At 67.2% G+C, this 18,268-nt stretch carries 17 protein-coding genes and 1 pseudogene; 13 read left to right on the top strand and 5 right to left on the bottom strand.

Annotated elements, in window-relative coordinates; genetic code table 11:
* Positions 1-64: 64 nt before the first annotated feature.
* The 5 genes from ACWED2_RS30335 to ACWED2_RS30315 all read right to left on the bottom strand — a co-directional run bounded on the left by ACWED2_RS30335 (position 65) and on the right by ACWED2_RS30315 (position 3,961).
* On the bottom strand, positions 65-505 hold the full coding sequence (locus ACWED2_RS30335) for a DoxX family protein (protein ID WP_449693909.1): 441 nt from the start codon (positions 503-505) through the stop codon (positions 65-67).
* A 112-nt stretch (positions 506-617) separates the two neighbouring features.
* Positions 618-1,433, bottom strand: coding sequence for a DUF1206 domain-containing protein (locus ACWED2_RS30330; protein ID WP_449693908.1), 816 nt, complete (start codon positions 1,431-1,433; stop codon positions 618-620).
* Positions 1,434-1,525: 92 nt separating this feature from the next.
* Complete coding sequence (locus ACWED2_RS30325; protein ID WP_449693907.1) at positions 1,526-1,951, bottom strand: hypothetical protein; 426 nt, start codon at positions 1,949-1,951, stop codon at positions 1,526-1,528.
* Between the two features lie 68 nt (positions 1,952-2,019).
* The gene (locus ACWED2_RS30320) at positions 2,020-2,946 is read right to left on the bottom strand and encodes an esterase/lipase family protein (protein WP_449693906.1); all 927 of its coding nucleotides are present in this window, start codon (positions 2,944-2,946) and stop codon (positions 2,020-2,022) included.
* A gap of 88 nt (positions 2,947-3,034) precedes the next feature.
* A complete protein-coding gene (locus tag ACWED2_RS30315) occupies positions 3,035-3,961 on the bottom strand; it encodes an alpha/beta hydrolase (protein ID WP_449693905.1) in 927 nt (308 codons plus the stop codon).
* On the opposite strand from ACWED2_RS30315, the pseudogene ACWED2_RS30310 reads away from it, so the two are divergent.
* The 13 genes and pseudogenes from ACWED2_RS30310 to ACWED2_RS30250 all read left to right on the top strand — a co-directional run bounded on the left by ACWED2_RS30310 (position 3,851) and on the right by ACWED2_RS30250 (position 17,829).
* A pseudogene (locus ACWED2_RS30310) lies at positions 3,851-4,956 on the top strand (helix-turn-helix domain-containing protein). The gene ACWED2_RS30315 and the pseudogene ACWED2_RS30310 overlap by 111 nt on opposite strands.
* Positions 4,957-5,299: 343 nt before the next feature.
* Positions 5,300-6,505 carry an IS110 family transposase gene (locus tag ACWED2_RS30305; RefSeq protein WP_449693904.1) on the top strand — a complete coding sequence of 402 codons (1,206 nt, stop codon included), beginning with the start codon at positions 5,300-5,302 and terminating at the stop codon, positions 6,503-6,505.
* Positions 6,506-7,490: 985 nt separating this feature from the next.
* The gene (locus ACWED2_RS30300) at positions 7,491-8,837 is read left to right on the top strand and encodes a hypothetical protein (RefSeq protein WP_449693903.1); all 1,347 of its coding nucleotides are present in this window, start codon (positions 7,491-7,493) and stop codon (positions 8,835-8,837) included.
* A gap of 99 nt (positions 8,838-8,936) precedes the next feature.
* A complete protein-coding gene (locus ACWED2_RS30295; protein ID WP_449693902.1) occupies positions 8,937-10,175 on the top strand; it encodes a helix-turn-helix domain-containing protein in 1,239 nt (412 codons plus the stop codon).
* Positions 10,176-10,178: 3 nt separating this feature from the next.
* Positions 10,179-10,739: a flavoprotein gene (locus tag ACWED2_RS30290; RefSeq protein ID WP_449693901.1), complete on the top strand. Its 561-nt coding sequence runs from the start codon at positions 10,179-10,181 to the stop codon at positions 10,737-10,739.
* A 113-nt stretch (positions 10,740-10,852) separates the two neighbouring features.
* On the top strand, positions 10,853-11,149 hold the full coding sequence (locus ACWED2_RS30285) for a hypothetical protein (protein WP_449693900.1): 297 nt from the start codon (positions 10,853-10,855) through the stop codon (positions 11,147-11,149).
* A 36-nt stretch (positions 11,150-11,185) separates the two neighbouring features.
* Positions 11,186-11,647, top strand: coding sequence for a hypothetical protein (locus ACWED2_RS30280; RefSeq protein WP_449693899.1), 462 nt, complete (start codon positions 11,186-11,188; stop codon positions 11,645-11,647).
* Positions 11,648-12,209: 562 nt separating this feature from the next.
* Positions 12,210-12,482: an AMED_5909 family protein gene (locus ACWED2_RS30275; protein ID WP_449693898.1), complete on the top strand. Its 273-nt coding sequence runs from the start codon at positions 12,210-12,212 to the stop codon at positions 12,480-12,482.
* A 327-nt stretch (positions 12,483-12,809) separates the two neighbouring features.
* Entirely contained in the window at positions 12,810-14,357 is a 1,548-nt protein-coding gene (locus ACWED2_RS30270; RefSeq protein WP_449693897.1) for an FtsK/SpoIIIE domain-containing protein, read from the top strand.
* On the top strand, positions 14,354-14,740 hold the full coding sequence (locus ACWED2_RS30265; RefSeq protein ID WP_449693896.1) for a hypothetical protein: 387 nt from the start codon (positions 14,354-14,356) through the stop codon (positions 14,738-14,740). Before ACWED2_RS30270 ends, ACWED2_RS30265 begins: the two co-directional genes overlap by 4 nt.
* Entirely contained in the window at positions 14,740-16,377 is a 1,638-nt protein-coding gene (locus ACWED2_RS30260) for a replication initiator (protein ID WP_449693895.1), read from the top strand. The genes ACWED2_RS30265 and ACWED2_RS30260 overlap by 1 nt, the downstream gene beginning before the upstream one ends.
* A 13-nt stretch (positions 16,378-16,390) precedes the next feature.
* Positions 16,391-16,579, top strand: coding sequence for a helix-turn-helix transcriptional regulator (locus tag ACWED2_RS30255; protein ID WP_449693894.1), 189 nt, complete (start codon positions 16,391-16,393; stop codon positions 16,577-16,579).
* Positions 16,579-17,829, top strand: coding sequence for a tyrosine-type recombinase/integrase (locus ACWED2_RS30250; RefSeq protein ID WP_449693893.1), 1,251 nt, complete (start codon positions 16,579-16,581; stop codon positions 17,827-17,829). Before ACWED2_RS30255 ends, ACWED2_RS30250 begins: the two co-directional genes overlap by 1 nt.
* The last annotated feature ends 439 nt before the right edge of the window (positions 17,830-18,268 follow it).

Genomic DNA, 18,268 nt, shown 5'->3' with positions numbered 1-18,268 from the left:
CGTGAGTGGTAATTCGGGTTCTAACCCGAATTACCACTCACGAGGGCCGCGGCAGACTGGGGAATCAGGCGTTCTGCAGTTCGCCGACCTCGGCGTTGCGGCGAGCGCGCTTGCGGCCCCACAGCAGGTGGTCGAGCGAGAGCCGGCCGCCGTTGAAGCCGAGGGCGAGCCCGGCGAGCGCCAGCACCAGGACCAGTTCGTAGCCGCCCTGGCCGGTCAGGCCGTTGTCGATGTGCACCGACAGCAGCGCACCCACCGAGATCACGACGTAGCCGATGCCGACGAGCGGCAGCAGGAAGCCGACGATGAAGGCGATCGAGCCGAGGATTTCGACGGTGATCGCGAAGATCGCGGCGGCTGTGGGCAGCGGGATGCCCGTCATCTCGAAGAACTTCGCCGTGCGGTCGATGCCGTTGTTCCACTTCTGGAGCCCGTGCGCGAGGAAGACGACCGCGACGCCGATCCTCCCCAGCAACAGGGCCACGTCCTTGAATCGTCCGAACATCGGTTTCAGCTCCCGGGTAGGTGAATATTCAACTGACCCGACCCAAAGTAGGGCACCCGGCACCCCGATCCGAGCTCCGGACGGTGATCGACAGGAAACCGACAGCCACGCTTCAGCGCTTGTGCGCCCGGGCCGCACCGAAGCAGTACACGCCGAACGCGGCGAGGCCAAGGGCCACGACGATCAGCAGCACGGTGCCGAAGGGCTGGGCGGAGAGCGTCTTGAGCGCGGCATCGAGCCCGCCCGCCTTGTTCGGGTCGGCCGTGAACCCGGCGATGGCCAGCAGGATCGCGACGATGGCGAAGACGACAGCCTTGGCGAGGTAACCCGTGGTGCCGATCCAGCCGATCCAGCGCTTGGTCTTGCCCGGCAGCTCCGTCGTGTTCAGGTCCTCGAGGAACTTCTTCTTCGCGCCCTTGACGGCCGCCGCGATGGCGACGCCGAGAACGCCCGCGGCGGCGAGCACGACCAGCGCCGGCCCGGCCGGCAGCTTGAGCAGTTCGGCGGTGAACTCCTGCTGCTTCTGGTTGCTGGACCCGCCGCCCCCGCTGCCGGTGGCGATGCGGATGGCGGTGATGCCCAGGAGGATCACCACGACGCCGCGCGCGGCCGCGCCGATCCGCTTGCGCGTCCGCTTGCCGCCGCTGACCCACTCGTACCCGGTGGCAGCCATCAGGAACTGCCAGAGCCCGAACAGGATCAGGCCCACGGCGACGATCCAGAGCAGCACCTGGCCGAAGGCCGTGGAGCCGATCTGCTGCAGGGCACCCTTCTGGTCGGCCTGCTCGCTGTCGCCGAAGGCGACCTGCAAGGCGAGGTAGGCGATGACCAGGTGCACGACCCCGTAGCACGCCATGCCGGCGCGGCCGAGCACTTGCGCGGTGTTGCTCTTCTCGCCTCGTTCGGCGGTGGCCTCTGTCCGGTTCATGCCAGCTGGAGTACCCATGCCCGGCCTTGATCCGCTGGGCCAACCGGCCTAATCACTTGCTGTGCCCGGGACGATCGCGCGAGTGCACCACTTCAGGCGGGGCGGCGCCGCACCTCGTCGAGGCCGGTCCAGCCGCCGTTGACGGCGAGCAGCGTCAGCACCTGCTCCGCCTGCTCGGCGAACCGGGCGAGGTCCTCGTGCAGCAGGGCCGCGCGCTCGCCGTCGAGCTGGTCGAAGTCGTCGAACCACAGCGAGATGGCCGAGCCCGCCGTGACGGCGAGGCCTTGGGTCAGGCTCAGGAACCCGGGCGACGGCACGTCGGCGGCCGCGCGGTAAGCGGTTTCGATCTCGTCGCACGCGGCGAGCAGGTCACGCAGCTGGCGGACGGCGCCGGCCGGGGTGCCGTCCCAGGCGGCGGTCGGCCAGGCGCGATCGGACAGCTCGAGCCACAGCCGCCAGCCGGCGACCAGCTCGGCTTCGTCGTGGGGCGTCCAGGACGCCGGAACCGGCCAGTACATGCTTCGAGGGTGACACCGCCGGAGCGGAAATCCGCCCCGGCGGTGGGTTATGTCTCATGTGGCGAAATTCAGGAGATGACGGGCGGCACAAAGACGCAGGGCGGTGTCGTGGCGTGCGCGGGATCCAGCGCGTTGAGCACCAGTCCCTGGGCGACGGGGTCGTAGGTGATGCCGAGGTGATCGGTGAAGTCGAGCCCGCAGACGTCCTGGAGCAGGATGTTCCGGACGTTGGGCGCGGCCGCGAGGAAGGCGCTGCGGTACGGCGTCACCACGTCGTCGTAGCGGGTCTGGATGACGGTGTACTGGACGCCGGGCACGGTTTCGCCGCCGCCGTTGAGGTCGGTGAGGAAGTCCGAGCCGACGGCCTGCTCGTTGCAGGCCTGGCAGACGGTCCCGAGCGCGGCCGGGACACCGGGGATCCGCTCGAGGGTGCTCAGCAGCCCGAACAGATCGGTCCCGTGGTTGGACGGCGACAGCCCGACGAGCCTGCTGATCTTGTCCGCGCCGCCGAGGTACTTGATCCAGTACCGGATGTTCATCCCGCCCTGCGAATGCCCGACGACGTCGAGCTTCGCCGCCCCGGTGGCCGCGAGGATCCGGTCCCCGAAAGCGGCAAGCGCTTTCGCGGTGTCGGCGACGGGCCCGACGGTCTGCAGGAAGGAGCCGGGCGCGCCGCCGAAGTTCCCGGCGAAGACGCAGTAGCCGGCGTCGGCCAGCTTGCGGGACAGGTTCGCCCAGTTCTCGTAGGCGTTGGCGGTGGTGCCGTTGGAGAGGAGAACGGGGTTGGGGTGCCGCGCCCCCGGCCGGCAGTTCCAGTCGTTCGCCCCCGGTGGCGCGATGGTGGGCGCGCCGAGCGAGTAGAGGGCGGCGGTGAGGATGTTGGGCTGCACGGGCCCGGTCGGTTCCGCTTCCGCGGCCTGAGCGGCCCCTGTCCCCAGCACGAGTGCCGCCACCGTGGCGGCGGCCGTGAGCCACCTGCGCGTCGTTGCGCCCATCCGCTTCACCTCTCTGTGAACCGATGGTGATCCGCGTCACCGACGACTTAACGCGCGGGTAACTTGTTCGGACACTCCCCCTTGTGGGTCATTTTCGACTGGCGAGCGCGGCGTGGAAGTAGTCGGCGAGCTTGTCGACGGCGGGGTCGATGTACTCCTTCTTGTCGTAGAGGTCGACGTGGCTCGCGCCCTCGATCCAGTGGAGTTCCTTGGGGCCGGTGGCGCGCTGGTGGGCCTCGACGGCCATCCAGGACGTGACGGCGCGGGTACCGACGATCTGGAGCAGCGGGCGCGGCGCGATGAGCGGGACGGCGTGGAAGGCGTCGAACGAGGCGAGCTTGTCGACGCTCGGCCAGGCGAGGAACTTCGCGGACCGGTCGTGCTCGCCCCGCGGGGTGCAGTAGTACTCGAAGCCCTCGACACCGTGTTCGCCGCCGAGTGCCCCGGCCTGCGCGGCGGTCTCGGGAAACATGGTCATGACCCCGGGATCCTCCCCGCGCGCGGCGGCGGTCCGAGCCTGGCCGGCGAGCTCGAGCAGCCCCTGGAAGACGGCCGGGTCCTGGGTGCCGTCGGCGCCGTACCGGAACTGCCGGGCGACGTCGGCCCCGGAGACGGTGGCAACGGCCCGCACCCGCGGGTCACCCCCGGTGGCGGCGAGCGAGTAGCCCCCGGAGGCGCAGATGCCGAGCAGCCCGACGCGGCCGGCATCGACCTCCTCCCGGGTGGCGAGGAAGGAGACGGCGGCCTTGAAGTCCTCGACGCGCTGGGCGGGGTCTTCCAGCCCGCGGGGCAGGCCCTCGGACTCGCCTTGGTAGGCGGCGTCGAAGGCGAGGGTGACGAAGCCGCGTTCCGCCATCAGCCGGGCGTAGGTCCCGGCGGTCTGCTCTTTGACCCCGGTCCCGGGATGCCCGACGACGAGCGCCGGCCACGGCCCGGCGCCCGCCCGGTCCGGCGTGTGGAGGTGGGCGGCGAGCGAAAGACCGGCGCTGTCGAACCGGACGGTGGTCCTGGTCATGGGAGGAGCTCCTCGAGAGGTGGCGGCTTGGTTGCTCCACCACAGTCCGCCGGTTCCGGCCAGGGCGGGAGAGACAGGTTTCTGCCTGGGAAAGAACCTGCCCCCTGTGCGGTGTCCCGCGCCGGGGACACTGGAGGCATGACGCCGGATTCCGATCCCCGGGCGCTGGGCGCGTACCTCAGGGCCCGCCGAGCCCAGCTGAGCCCGCAGGATTGCGGGCTCCCCGAGCCGGCCGCGCCCCGCCGGGTGGCCGGCCTCCGCCGCGAGGAGGTGGCCCTGCTGGCGGCGATCAGCGTGGACTACTACACACGCTTGGAGCAGGGCCGCGTCCGGGCGTCGGCTCCGGTGCTGATCACCTTGGCCAGGGCGTTGCGCCTGGACGAAGACCAGCAGCGGTACCTGTACGAGCTGGCGGGCCGAGCCGACGCCCTCCCCCGCAGGCGCAGTACCCCGCAGCGCGTCCGCCCGGCGATGCGCAGGTTGCTGAACCAGCTCACCGGAACCCCGGCGCTGGTCCTGGGCAAGCGCCTGGACATCCTGGCCTGGAACAAGGCGGCAACGGCCCTCTTCACGGATTTCGAGGTGCTCCCACCGAACCGGCGCAATTACCTGCGCCTGCTGTTCACGAACCCGGCGGTCCGAGAACTCCACGAGAACTGGAGCCACGATGCCCGCGAAGCGGTGGCGGCCCTACGCATGGAGGCGGCGACCGACGCGGGCGACCCCGACCTGGCCCGGTGGGAGACCTGTCCGTCCAGGACCCGGACTTCCGGAGGTGGTGGGCGGAGCACCACGTGAACAGCGCGACGTACGGCACCAAGAGGTACAACCACCCCCTGGTGGGCAAGCTGACGTTGGACTGCGACACATGGGCAAGCCCGGACGGCTCAGGCCAGCGCCTGATGGTCCTGACGGCAGAGCAGGACACCCCGAGCCACGACGCCCTCCTGATCCTCACGGCATGGAAAGCGGAAGAACACCCCCAGCGGCGATAGCCGGGCAAAGGGAAGGGCGAGCCGGAGCCACCTCCAAAGGCAGCCGAAACCACCCCGAAAAGGCGAGTTTCCCCCCACCCCCAAAACGCAACCTCAAAACCCACCCCCCCCCGTTACCGTTTTCGTAGTTCCTGATCAAGGAGCTGTGGTTACCAGGCCCGGCATGACTTGCGCCCCCAGTCGAACCCATGATCCGGGGGGTGGTGTCACCGGGTCTGGTGGCATCGAGGGACCGCTGAATAGGGACACGGCCACCAGCTTGGTAGGTCTCGTCGTAACGTGGGTGCCGGCCATCGATGCCCCACCCGGTGACCACGACGCGACGAACGAAACGGCTTGGTGGATGAGCAGCAGCTTCAGCGTGTTTCTCGGCCTGGACGTCGGCAAGGACAACCACCACGCCGTCGGCTTGGACCCCGACGGCAACCGGCTGCACGACGGCCCGCTGCCCAACACCGAACCTAAGCTGAGGGCCCTGTTCGACAAGCTCGCCGCCCACGGACCGCTGCTGGTCGTGGTCGATCAACCGGCCACGATCGGGGCGTTGCCGGTCGCGGTTGCCCGCGCGGCCGGGCATCAGGTGGCTTATCTGCCCGGGCTGGCGATGCGCCGCATCGCCGACCTCTACCCCGGCCGAGCCAAAACCGACGCCCGGGACGCGTTCATCATCGCCGACGCCGCCCGAACCCTGCCCCACACCCTGCGCCCGGTCGACGTCGGAGACGACGCCCTGGCCGAACTGGAGGTGCTGGTCGGGTTCGACGACGACCTGGCCGCCGAAGCCACCCGGATCAGCAACCGAATCCGCGGGCTGCTCACCGGCATCCACCCCGCTCTCGAGCACGCGATCGGACCGCGGATCTCGCATCCGGCGGTGCTGGAAATCCTCTCCCGCTGCGGCGGCCCGACCGGCATCGCCAAGGCCGGCCGCCGCAAACTGACCGCGATCGCCAAGGCCCACGCGCCCCGTCTCGGCGACAAACTGGTCGAGGCGATCATGGCCGCGCTGGCCGAGCAGACCGTCACGGTTCCGGGCACCGCGGCCGCGGACACCGTGCTGCCCAGGCTGGCCGACAGCCTGAAGACCGTTCTCCTGCAGCGGAAACAGGTTGCCGAGCAGGTCGAGGGAATCCTTGATGCGCACCCTCTTGCCGGGGTCCTGACCTCGATGCCCGGCATCGGCGTCAGGACCGCAGCCCGCATCCTGCTCGAAGTCGGCGACGCCTCGAACTTCGCCAGCTCCGGGCATCTGGCGGCCTACGCCGGGATCGCCCCGGTCACCCGCAGCTCCGGCACGTCGATCAAGGGCGAACACCCCGCGAGGACCGGCAACCGCCAGCTCAAGCGCGCCTTCTTCCTCGCCGCCTTCGCCGCCCTGTCCGACCCGGTCAGCCGGACCTACTACGACCGGAAACGAGCTGAGGGCAAGAAACACAACGCCGCGCTGATCTGCCTGGCCCGCCGACGCTGCGACGTCCTCTACGCGATGCTCCGCAACGGCACCCACTACCGACACCCCGAACCCACCCCCGTCCCCGCAGCGGCTTGACAACCACATAGGGACACCCCCACACACACACACCGCAACCCAGACCCCCGCAACCCCGATCCGAAGCCAAAACACGGCCGGCGGCATTGTGTCAAGGCACGCTTTCCCGCCTTGACACAATGCCACCGGCCGTAGTCACAATGACAGCTTCGGGGTTGCGAAACCCAAATCCAGAAGCCCGGATCCAGCGAAGCCGCAGATATCAGCCCTTCAGCAGAGCCCGAGCCATGACGACCTTCTGGATCTGGTTGGTGCCTTCGTAGATCTGCGTGATCTAACGGCTGATCTGAGCCGATCTGGCGATCATGGCCGAAAACAGCCTCTGAGCTGCGTGAACCCGTCTCAACACTTCTCGGCGGATCTTGGCCTTCCCCGACGTCCGACGGCCTGTAGACGGCCTGGCGACGTTGGGGGTTTCGCCATGTCCAACTGCTCGGGCTTGCCAGTCGATGAGCTGGAAGCGGCTCCACAGTGCGCCCTGATTGGGGCTGCGTCGGCGGCTCGGCTGCCTCATGGTCGGCACTCCTCCGGCTGGTCGGCGTCGGCGAGGCAGGTAGCGCGGTGGCTGTCCGCCCCCGTCGTCCTCGCCCCTGCCGCGCTTAGCGCCGGGTCGTCGGTGTCAAGGGTGAGCGCAGCTCATCGCGGAGCGACGCCGTAGGCGCCCTTGATGGCGGCGGGCCGGTGTTAAACGATCGCCTGCGAGGGAGCGGCCATCGCCGTCGAGCGGCTCGGCGTAACACTGATCGACTCGGCGACGTTCTTTGCCTTATGCAGCTCATCGGCTCAATCTGCAGTCGGCGGCGCGCGTACGCAGCCGGCCTCTCGGCGGGCTGCCCGGCGACCGGCGGCCGGAGCGGAGCGGCAGGCCGTCCGTGTCGCACTCGGGCAGGCCCGCCGCACGGGTGGTGATGTGCGCGCCGCCGACGGCGGCGCCTTGATCCCATAGAGCCAAGTTCGGCAGCGACCAGCATCAAGGGATAGAAAATTGCCCAACGAAGAAAAGCGTGAGCCAACTTCGAACTTTTCTTTTGGCGACGAACGCGACGAGGTCTTACGGGTAGCCGAGATCAAAGAGATAAAGTATATACTTCAGACCAAACGAGGAGCTGACCAAAAACAGGAAGGAGTGTTGTTTATCGATCTTCCAAATGGCCGAGGGAGTCGACGAGTTTACGTTACGCCAGAGCGCGCCCAAAGGCTCCTTGCCGGCTCCTTTGACAACTGGGTCATACTCGGCGACTATGTCGCCTACTACAATCGCTCGATAGGTATTCTTGAAGCTTTATTGAACCCATTCTCGCGACTTCCGACGGTGCCTCATCCCGCACATCTCCCCGGCGTAGTAATCGACGACGATGTTGCGCTTGAAACCAGCACTGCGGCGCAACCCGAAGAAGAGGTCAGCGAGGATCTTCGCGAACGCCTACGTCGCGATTGGCGGCTGCCCATTAAGACGAAGTACAGCCCATTAAGCATTCAGCTCCAGAGAGCAAATTTCGAACTCGGCGCCCTGGGCGACATATTTCAGATGCGCCCGGGATCTATGAGTCTTTATATAACCGGCCTGCAAACTGACCGACACGACGATGCACTAGCCGTACTTGAACGCTTCTCGTCAGCACTCTTTTTTGAACTAGACTTACAATTCGACATGAGCCTCAGTCTGGCGCGTCGAAGAGTCCGCTCTGGCATCCGGACAAATACCCCGACCGGCCAGTCCACACTTAGACCGCTAGCCAACTCTTACGCAGAGCAACCGGTATCCCTGTACTTCTATGCGCGATCAGCAATTGGGATGCCGCTTCTTCAATACCTGGCATTTTACCAGGCCATTGAGTTCTTCTTTCCATCGTTCTCCAATTCAGAAATCTTACGAAAGCTACGCCTCAAGTTGCGCGATCCTCGATTTGACTCCGAAGACGATGCGAGCCTACAGGACTTGGCCTCGATCGCAAATGGCACCAAGAGAGGTGGACTTTCAGAAAGAGAACAGCTTCGCATAACACTCGAAGCATGCGCAGACAACAACGACCTGCGCACCTATATCTCAGCCGACGGCACACGAGAGGAATTCTTCACTAAAACCACAAAAATTATTGGCACGAAAAAACTAGTACTAGCCGAGCGCGATCGCCTACTACAGCAGGTTGCAGAACGCGTCTACACAATCCGCTGTCGAATAGTTCACAACAAGGAAGGCAGCGAGGGCGCCCACCTTAAAGCACTTCTGCCGACTGGCGCAGAAGCAGACAGTCTGCACCACGACATCCTATTATTGCAATTCTTGGCACAGAAGGTAATCATATCCGGAAGTCGGGGACGACTCGTATGAATCAGAAGATCATCAGTCATGCCGCAGAGATTTTTGCCCTGCGAAGGCATCACCCATTCCACAAGTTCACCCACTCCTGACTCCTGTTACCCTGAAGGCATGCGTGGTGCGGGTGATCAGCTCAGCATCGGGGAGCGTATTGCCTTCTACCGGCGGCGGCGCGGCCTGTCGCAAGCGGTGTTGGCTGACCTGGTGGGCCGGTCCGAGGACTGGCTGAGCAAGATCGAGCGTGGTGAGCGCGATATCCGCAGGTTGGACGTGCTCGCCGACGTAGCGCGCGGGCTGCGTGTCACGCTGGGTGACCTCCTCGGCGAACCCGTCCTCCTGGAGGACCAGGACGAGAACGACGATGTCCCGGCCATCCGTGACGCGCTGATGGCCCCTCGGCGGTTGTCTCGGACGTTGTTCTCCTCGTCGATGTCGCCTGAGTACATCGATCCGGCGCCGGTAGCGCAGCTGGTGGAAGGTGCCTGGTCGAGCTACCAAAGGGGCGACCTCGGCCGCGTGGTGACCGCTCTCCCTGGGCTGATCAAGACCACTCAGAAGATGGAAGCAGCGTCGGCGGATGACGCGACGTACCGGCGGGCGTGTGCAGCGGTGTCCGCGCGGGTGCATCACCTGGCCGCGACGACGCTCAGCAAGATTGGCGAGGCCGACCTCGCCTGGATCGCGGCCGAACGAGCCATGCAAGCGGCAGACGAAGCGGATGACCCGCTGGTCCTGGCCTCGGCTGCCCGTTCAGGCACGCACGCGCTGCTAGCCGTCGGCCGGTTCGACGACGCCCTTGAGCTGGGCGACGTTGCAGCAAAGTGGCTGCTCCCGAGGATGGCGGCCGGTGATCCGGCGGCGCTGAGCCTGTACGGGATGCTCTACCTCCGGACGGCCGTCGCTGCGGCCCGGCACCAGGACCGATCGACGGCGAACGAACTGCTGTCGCACGCGGGCCGCGCGGCTGATCAGCTCGGGGTGGACGCGAACTACTGGCAGACCGGGTTCGGCCCGGCGAACGTCGAGCTGCACCGGCTCTCGGCCGCGCTCGACCTGGGCGACATCTCGCAGGTGATCGAGTCCGCGCCCCGGATCAACGTCGACCACCTACCGGTCGAGCGACAGGTAACACACCTGATCGACTTCGCCCGCGCGCTGAGCCTGGTCGCGAAGGACGAAGAGGCTCTTCAGACCCTCCTGGAGGCGGAGCAGAAGGCACCGACGATCGTTCGACACAGCACGCTGGTCCGCGAGGTCGTGCGGTCGATGTACCGGCGTGCCCCGGCGACGGGCGGCAAGAAGTCGTCGCTGCTGCTCGCCCTGGCTGAGCGCTGCGGCGCGGTGAGGTAGCGGATGAGCTCGCGTGTTCTCGGTCTGGTCGGCTCGGGCGCTGGCGGCGTCGAAGACCTGGTGCCCCGGCTGATCAAGCCCGCCCAACAGGACGGCTGGACAGTCGCAGTGACCTTGACTCCGACCGCCGGCCGCTGGCTGGCCGAGTCCGGAGGTCTCGCCGAAATCGAAGAGGTCACCGGCTACCCGGTCCGGGTCGAGCCACGGTCGCCCAGCGGCACCAGCCCGCACCCGGCGCCGGATGTCTACCTGGTGGCTCCGGCCTCGGCGAACATGGTCGCCAAGCTGGCCCTCGGCATCGCCGACAACCAGGCACTCACGCAGGTCAACGAGGCAATCGGGACCCGGAACCTGCCGGTCGTCGTCTTCCCGCGTGTGAACGCCGCGCACGCTCGTCACCCGTCCTGGGACATGCACATTGAGGCGCTGCGCCGCGCGGGCGTGCACCTCGTCTACGGTGATGACGTCTGGCCGCTCCACGAGCCGCGGAGTGCACCGGGGCGGGAACTGCCCTGGTCAGCCGTACTCGACGCCGTGAATACGGCCGTCTCCCCCTTGCGCTAGCCCCCTGTCGCACCTACCCGGACAGTTTGTCCGGGGTGATCCACGTAACCGGGTGTCTCCTGGTTCCAGCGCGCCCGACCGGGCACGCCGAGACCGAGACATCGGGAGTGCAGATGGGCATTCACGTGGTGATTCAGCCCCTCGTCGGCTACGGCGCGGCGGTGGTTTCACCATCACCGGGTGTTCGCCAACTCGTAGCGGGCAGCGAAGAGGCTTCGTTCATCATCCAAGTGCCCGCCCGCATCGGCGGACTGATGGACACGGCGCGGTTCGCGCGCAGTCTGGCCGTTGCCGCGAATGAGTTCGGTGACTGGTGCGAGGTCCAGAACCGTACCCGGTCGTATTCCTCTTCCCTCGAACAGCAGTGGTCCAGCGCGGTCGACGACACCGCGCCAGGTGAGCGCGACTGATTTCAGAATCCACAACAGACACAGCAGGGGCTAAAAATGGCTATTTACAAGGGTTTCCGTTTCCCGATCGAGTTCGACGACGCCTTCGCTCAGGGTTTGGTCATGGTCGGCGAGGTCTCGCCGGACAACGAATATCAGTCCCGCGAGGACAGGACGGCCGGTCGTCCGGCTCGGCAGCGGGTGGACGAGGTGACCGGAAAGCGGCAGTGGAAGGTGACTGTCACCGACCCGGACGAGACGAAGGCGAAGCGCGCGTCTTTCGAAATCACGTTGCTGGCGGATGTTCAGCCGGTCCCGCCGACGTCCGAGGTGTTGCCGGGGATGCGGCCGATCGAGCTGGAGGGGTTGACGGCAGAGCCGAAGGTCGCCGGGCAGGGCGAGTTCAAGTACCAGTCCTACGTCTTCCGGGCGACCGGGTTCAAGGCGGCGGCCAGCGGCTCGGGCACGAAGGGTACGCGGTCGACGTCTGGTGGCGAAGGGGCGGCGAAGGCGGCGTGAGCGGGGCGAACACGTCCGGGCCGGTTCGCGACGCCAGGACGTTTCAAGAGCTGGTCCGGGCGTGGGAGCAGGCGTACGGCGACTACATGGCGGCATGGCAGCACGCGACACGCGTCCTGTCGCCCGGGGCGTCGCTGAACACGTCGAACGCGGCGCAGCGGGTGGCGCAGGCATGGCACGAACTGGCGAAGTCGCGCGGGCTGCCGTGGTGGTGCGTTGCGGCGTTGGAATCGGCGGCCGAAGGGTTCGCGGAACTGGCACAGGATTGGGCAAGTAAGGCAGAGGGCGATGGGGTTTCGAGTCGACGGGTTCGGCGTGACGTGGACGGTCGAGCCTTCGGACCCGGTGACGCTGGAGGAGACCGGACCGCATCCGACCAGTCCGCCAATGCTGGTCGTGACCGGAACGACATCGGTGATGTCTCTGGTACTGCCAGGGGACGTGGACAAGTGGCCGGCCTGCGTGGCGTTCCTTCTCCGGCTTCGCGACGGCGTGGACGACCTCGCGGCGCTGGTGGCGGCGCGCGTGGCAGCTCCGGTCGGGCCTGATGGGAGCGGACACGGTGGCCAAGTCGTATCGCGAGGCGGCGACGCTGGCTGACGCGCGGGAAGCGGTGTTCGTTCTCCGACCCGAGCGGGACGCTGGCCTGTCGGTCTGGATCGAGTTTCATCGGGCCAACGCTGCTATGTACCAGCGGGTCTCCGAAGTGGACCAGCGCCACCGCTGGGAGGCGCTGTACTGGGCCGGTTACGAAAGACGGCAAGTCGAGAAGCTGACGCAAAAGCCGGAGTGGCAATCAGGTTACGGGAAGGAGGGCGAGGCTACACAGGACTAACTACCACAAGAAGAACCGAATATCGACAATTTTCGCACGAGGGACGTGCGACGAACAAACACGTCCTTGCGTATTGCAGATTGACCGTTAGAACGCAGAACCGGTTCGTGGCTACCAACCTTTTCGCCGGTTCTGCGTCTGTCCACTGGAGAAGTGAACAATGCAGACGATAAATGATGACAACCGACGCCAGTCAACCGGGGTCACCCGGATGCGCTGCGCGGAATGCAAGAAGTTCGCTCGGCTGCTGCCCGGCGAAACCAAGTGCGCCCCGTGTCTGGGCGCGTTGCCGCTGGATCTCTCGGCGGTGCTGGGTGGTGAGCGGCGATGACCTCTCCCGGAATGCTGGTGATCGCTCTGGCCGGGCTCGGCCTCGGCGTGTGGGTCCTGGCGAAGATCGGGCGCGCGTTGGCGTCGATGGCGGAGGCCCTGGCCGCCATGGTCGTTGTGTTCGTCGCCCTGTGGTGGACGTGCAAGGTCGTGTTCTGGCTGTTCTCCCAGGTCGTGATCCACTGGCGCACCTCGCTGACGGTGATCGCGGTCTACCTGTGGTGCGTCTGGGTCGGCTGGATCTGGCTCGTCGTGAACCTCGGCGGCCTGGCGCTGCTGCTCGGCGTGTGGCGGCTGCTCGACGTGACCTCGTTCGACCAGTGGTGCGGCCGGCCACTGCGGTCGTGGTGGCTCCGCTGGGCGGTGTATCACCTCAAGCTGCCCGGCTGGCTGCACGCCTGCGGCCTCAGCGTCCGCGACGCCGCCCTCCCGGTCGAGGTCACGGTCAACCTGGTCGGCCGTCGGAAGGCGTCCCGGGCGACGGCTCGGCAGTCCGGCGTGCAGGTGCCCAAGGTCCTCGGTGTCCGGTCCGGGCCGTCGTGGGATGAAGTCCGGGTTCGGCTCGTGCCCGGCCAGAAGCCCGAGGACTTCGACGACGCCGCCCGTGCGCTGGCCTCGGCACGGAAGGTCGCGCGGTGTCAGGTGCGGGAGCTGGAGCCGAACGTGGTCTCGGTCGACTTCCAGCGCCGCGACCAACTGGCCGCCCTCGTGCAGGCCCCGGCCCTTCCCGAGGGGCAGTCGGCAGTGGACCTGAGGCGCGTATGGGCCGGGCGCACGGAGTACGGGCACGACTGGCGAGTGCCGCTGCTCGGCTCCGGCGCACACTGCCTGACCGCTGGCGCCTCGGGTGCGGGAAAGAACAGCGTGATGTGGTGCCCGCTCGTCGCGGTCGCCCCGGCAATCCGCTCCGGGCTGGTGCGCATGTCCGGGATCGACCCCAAGGGCATGGAACTGGCCTACGGACGCGGGATCTTCACCCGCTACGCGGTCTCCGGGAAGGACGCGGTCGAACTCCTAGATGGCCTGGTTGAGGAGATGGAAGCCCGCAAGCGCGAGTTCGCCGGGCGGGTCCGCACGATCCCGCTGTCGACGGAGTACCCGCTGGAGCTGCTGGAGTTCGACGAGATCGGCGCGCTCACCAAGTACACCGACCGCAAGACCCGTGAACAGATCGTCGAACGGGTCGCGCTGCTCAACACCCAGGGCCGCGCGCTGAACATCTCGGTCCGCGGGTATGTGCAGGAACCGACCAAGGACACCGTCCCGGTCCGGGAGCTGTTCACCCGCCGCGTCTGCCTGCGGGTGACTTCGAAGACGCACGTCGGCATGGTCCTCGGCGACGGCGCCTACGAGCGAGGCGCGTGGGCCAACCGGATCGGTGACAGCGAGGCTGGGGTGGGGTTCGTGTGGGGCGAGGGCATCCGCGAACCACTGCGCGTCCGCGCCGGGTGGGTCTCCGACGAGACCGTGAAGGCGCTGGAGCAGTACGTCACCAACGGCGGCACGGCTCGCCCGGTCCTCGGCGGCGAGGGGGTGGCGGCGTGAACCAGTTGATGGTCTTCCTCGACGCCATCCGGGACCACCTGGATCTGCACCAGCTTCCGCCGGTCTGCACGGTCAACGTCCGTACCCGCTCGTGCCCGGTCGCGGTGCAACTGGACGTCGACGGCCTGCCCGAGGTCGCCGGGGCCCTGCTGCGCTGGGCGAACACCCTCGACGCGGTGACCGCCTCGCTCTGGCGCATCCCCGACGGCACCCGTGTGCACCTGACCGTCAACGGCCGGACGCCGTGCGGTGTCCCGATCGAGGTCTACAGCAGCGTCCACTTCGACCCCGATGTGTTCCCGGACCTGCCCGCCGGGGCCCGGCAGGACATGCCCGTGTTCCAGCTCCGGCAATGGACCAGCCCTGGGGAGGAGGCCGCCTAATGACCGATCAGGAACAGGCCCAGCCGGCCACTTCTGGGACGCGGGCCGAACGGATGCGGACACCGCTCGCGGCGGACGTGATCCGGGCGACGGCGGAGAAGCACGGCGTCTGCGTCCGCCCCTTCACGATGGAGGTCGGCGACACCGAGACCGGCGAACTCCGCTACGTCCCCGTCCCGTGCGGGTCCACGGTGGAGTCGGTGTGCCTGCCGTGTGCGCGGAAGGCGAAGGCTCTTCGGCAGGCCCAGTGCCGCGAGGGCTGGCACATGACCGAAGAACCCGTCCTCACCGCTGAGCCGCCCTCGGAGGAACACACGGAGCTGCTGACCTACCGCGCCGATCTCGTCGCGGCGTACCGGGAGGTGGTCGAGCACGACCAGGCAGAGGCGGAAGACCTGCGGGAGGAGGTCGCCGGGGTCGACGCTGAACTTCGGCAACTCGGGATGCGGGGTCGGCTGCCCGCCCTGGACGTCCCGACCAAGCGGGCGGTGAAGCGGTCGACGCGTCGTCGGCAGGACGCGCCGAACCTGCCTCGGCGGAAGGTCGCGAAGACCACCGTGGGCCGGGAGTTTGCAGGGAAGTTCCGGCCGTCGATGTTTGTGACGCTGACCTGTGACACCTACGGGCCGGTCCGTGGTGATGGCTCGCCGGTGGACCCGTCCCGGTATGACTACCGGCGGGCGGCTCGGGATGCGGTGCACTTTTCGGCGTTGGTGGATCGGTGGTGGCAGAACCTGCGCCGCGTCGTCGGCTGGGATGCCCAGTACTTCGCGACGGTCGAGCCGCAGAAGCGGACCGCTCCGCACCTGCACGCGGCGATCCGCGGGGCGATCCCGCACGACGTCATCCGCCAGGTCACCGAAGCCACCTATCACCAGGTCTGGTGGCCCAACCACGACCAGATCGTCTACACGGACCGGCTGCCGGTCTGGGACCCGGACACCCGGGCGTTCCTGGACCCGGACACCCGTGAGCCGCTGACTACCTGGGACGACGCGGTGGACGAGGTGGAGGACCCCGCGCACGTCGTCGTGTTCGGGCGGCAGGTGCACTCGAAGGGCATCCTCGGCGGCACCGAAGAGGCCGGCCGCCACATCGGCTACCTCACGAAGTACCTGACCAAGTCCACCGGTGAGGTGGTCGAGGCGGACACGGCGCGGCTGCGGGATCACCACGACCGGCTCCACGCCGAACTGTCGATTACCCCGTGCTCGCCGCGCTGCGCGGTCTGGCTCCTGTACGGGGTCCAGCCCAAGGGCGCGGGCAGCAAGACCACCCCGGGCCACTGCAAGGGCCGGGCGCACCGGCGAACCACGCTCGGGCTGCCCGGCCGTCGGGTGCTGGTCTCCCGGAAGTGGTCAGGCAAGGCCCTCGACGACCACAAAGCCGACCGCAAGGCGTTCGTTGCGCAGGCGTTGGCCGCGATCGGGATCGAGAAACCGCAACCCGACCCGGCCCGGCTGGTCTGGCGGAAGGTCGAACCGGGAGACCCGCAGGTCCCGCCCCGGCCACACCTGGTCATGCGCGCGATCGCGGAGCGGATCACGTGGAAGGCCGAGTACGACCGCGCGCTACTCGCCGCCGCCGGACCACCAGGGGAGGGCGCGGAAACTTCGGCAACTCAGCTCGCAGCCTGACCAGGGGGAATAGATGAACATCAACAACACGGACCGGCTGTGGTCGGTTGACGACGTATCGACCTACCTCGGAGTTCCGGTCAAGACGCTCTACCAGTGGAAGTGGCGCGGCGAGGGTCCGCCGGTCCGGAAGATCGGCCGTCATCTCCGCTACGACCCGGCCAAGGTCCAAGCCTGGGTCAACGGGGAGGCGGCAGCCTGATGGGACACATCCAAGATCGCTGGTACCGCCCCGCCCGTGACAAGGAGACTGGGAAGGTTCTCCTGAACGGGCGGGGGAAGCCAGTGCTCGAAAAGACCGAGCTCTACGGCATCGGCCTGCGGTACAAGGTGCGCTACCTCGACCCGGACGGCGAGGAGCGTTCGAAGTCGTTCCCTGACAAGCAAAAGAAGCGCGCGGAAGACTTCCTCATCGGCGTGGAGTCGGACAAGCGCGAGGACAAGTACATCGATCCACGCTCGTCGTCCAAGACGTTTCGGCAACAGGCTGAGAACTGGCTCAAGGCGCAGTCACCCGACCCGGCAACGCGCGAAATTCTGCGTAGCCGACTCGAAAGCCAGATCTACCCGGTCTTCGGGCACCTGAAGTTCGGGCAGATCAAGCCGTCGACCATTCGTGACTGGCTCGGCGTGATGGAAGAGAAGCGGCTCGCTGCCAACTATCAGGTCGTGCTGTTCACCATCGTGACCGGCGTCCTGGACTCGGCGATCGACGACAAGTTGATCCGGGAGAACCCCTGCCAGGCAAAGACCGTTCGGCGGCCGGTGGGTAGCAGTCCGCAGGTCGTGGTCTGGCCGGAAGAGCGGGTGCACAAGGTGCGGGCTGGGCTCGGTGAGCGGTTCCGCGTTGTCGTCCCGCTCGGGTCCGGGCTCGGCCTGCGGCAGGGCGAGATTCTGGGCTTCTCGCCGGACGACATCGATCGGGAGGAGATGGTGGTCCGCGTTCAGCGGCAGATCAAGACCGTCAAGGGCGTGATGATGTTCGCTCCGCCGAAGGGCGGCAAGACGCGGACGGTGCCGCTCTCCCCCGCCTTGCTGGCGGAGATCGACGACCACGACGACCGGTTCCCGGCGACCGCCGTCACGCTCCCGTGGAAGACGCCCGACGGCGATCGGGTGACGGTTCGACTGCTCGTCACGGGCGAGGCCAGCCGCCTGTACACCGGCGACCTCTTCACCAAGGTTGTCTGGCAGGGCGGGTTCAGGGAGGCGAAGATCACCCACCGTGGCCGGGCCGACGGCATGCACGCGCTGCGGCACTTCTACGCCTCGACGCTGCTGTCCCGCGCGGTCTCGATCAAGGAGCTGGCCGAGTACCTGGGGCACGCCGACGCAGGCTTCACCCTGCGGACGTACACCCACCTCGTCCCGTCGAGCCACCAACGGGCCCGGCAGGCCATTGATGCGGTGTTCGGGCGGCCTGGCACCGATGACAGCCTGGAGGCGGCGTGACCGTGGACCGCCAGGCCCTCCCGAACACTCACAACTACTTAGCGCTTCAGGTCGGCGTGAATAGTCACTTTTCGTGCGGCAGTGATGACTGCGGGCACATCCGCTTGCCGGCAGCGGCTAAGCGAGAAGTAGACAATCAGGACCCGCGCCAGCTCACGGACAACAACCGTCAAGAAGAGCAGCGACGCACTGATCACGGTAGCCACAAAGATCTCCAAGCATCACAAAGGAGGATGCCCGAGATCAAATGTCGTCGAACCGACAGCTCTCCCGCCCTCAAAGAGGGCTTCCCGAGCAGGGCGCAGCGGGCGTTACCGCACTCACGATACGCCGATCAGATGCGCGGGTGCCATCACGCGGTGTTCGGGCGGCCTGGTGCCGACGACGGCCTGGAGGCGGCCTGATCATGGACCACCAGGGCCACCCGAACTACCGGATC

This window comes from Amycolatopsis sp. NPDC005003 (assembly GCF_053600695.1).
Note: the sequence above shows the minus strand (reverse complement) of the source record. Positions and strands in the feature narration are given on the sequence as shown.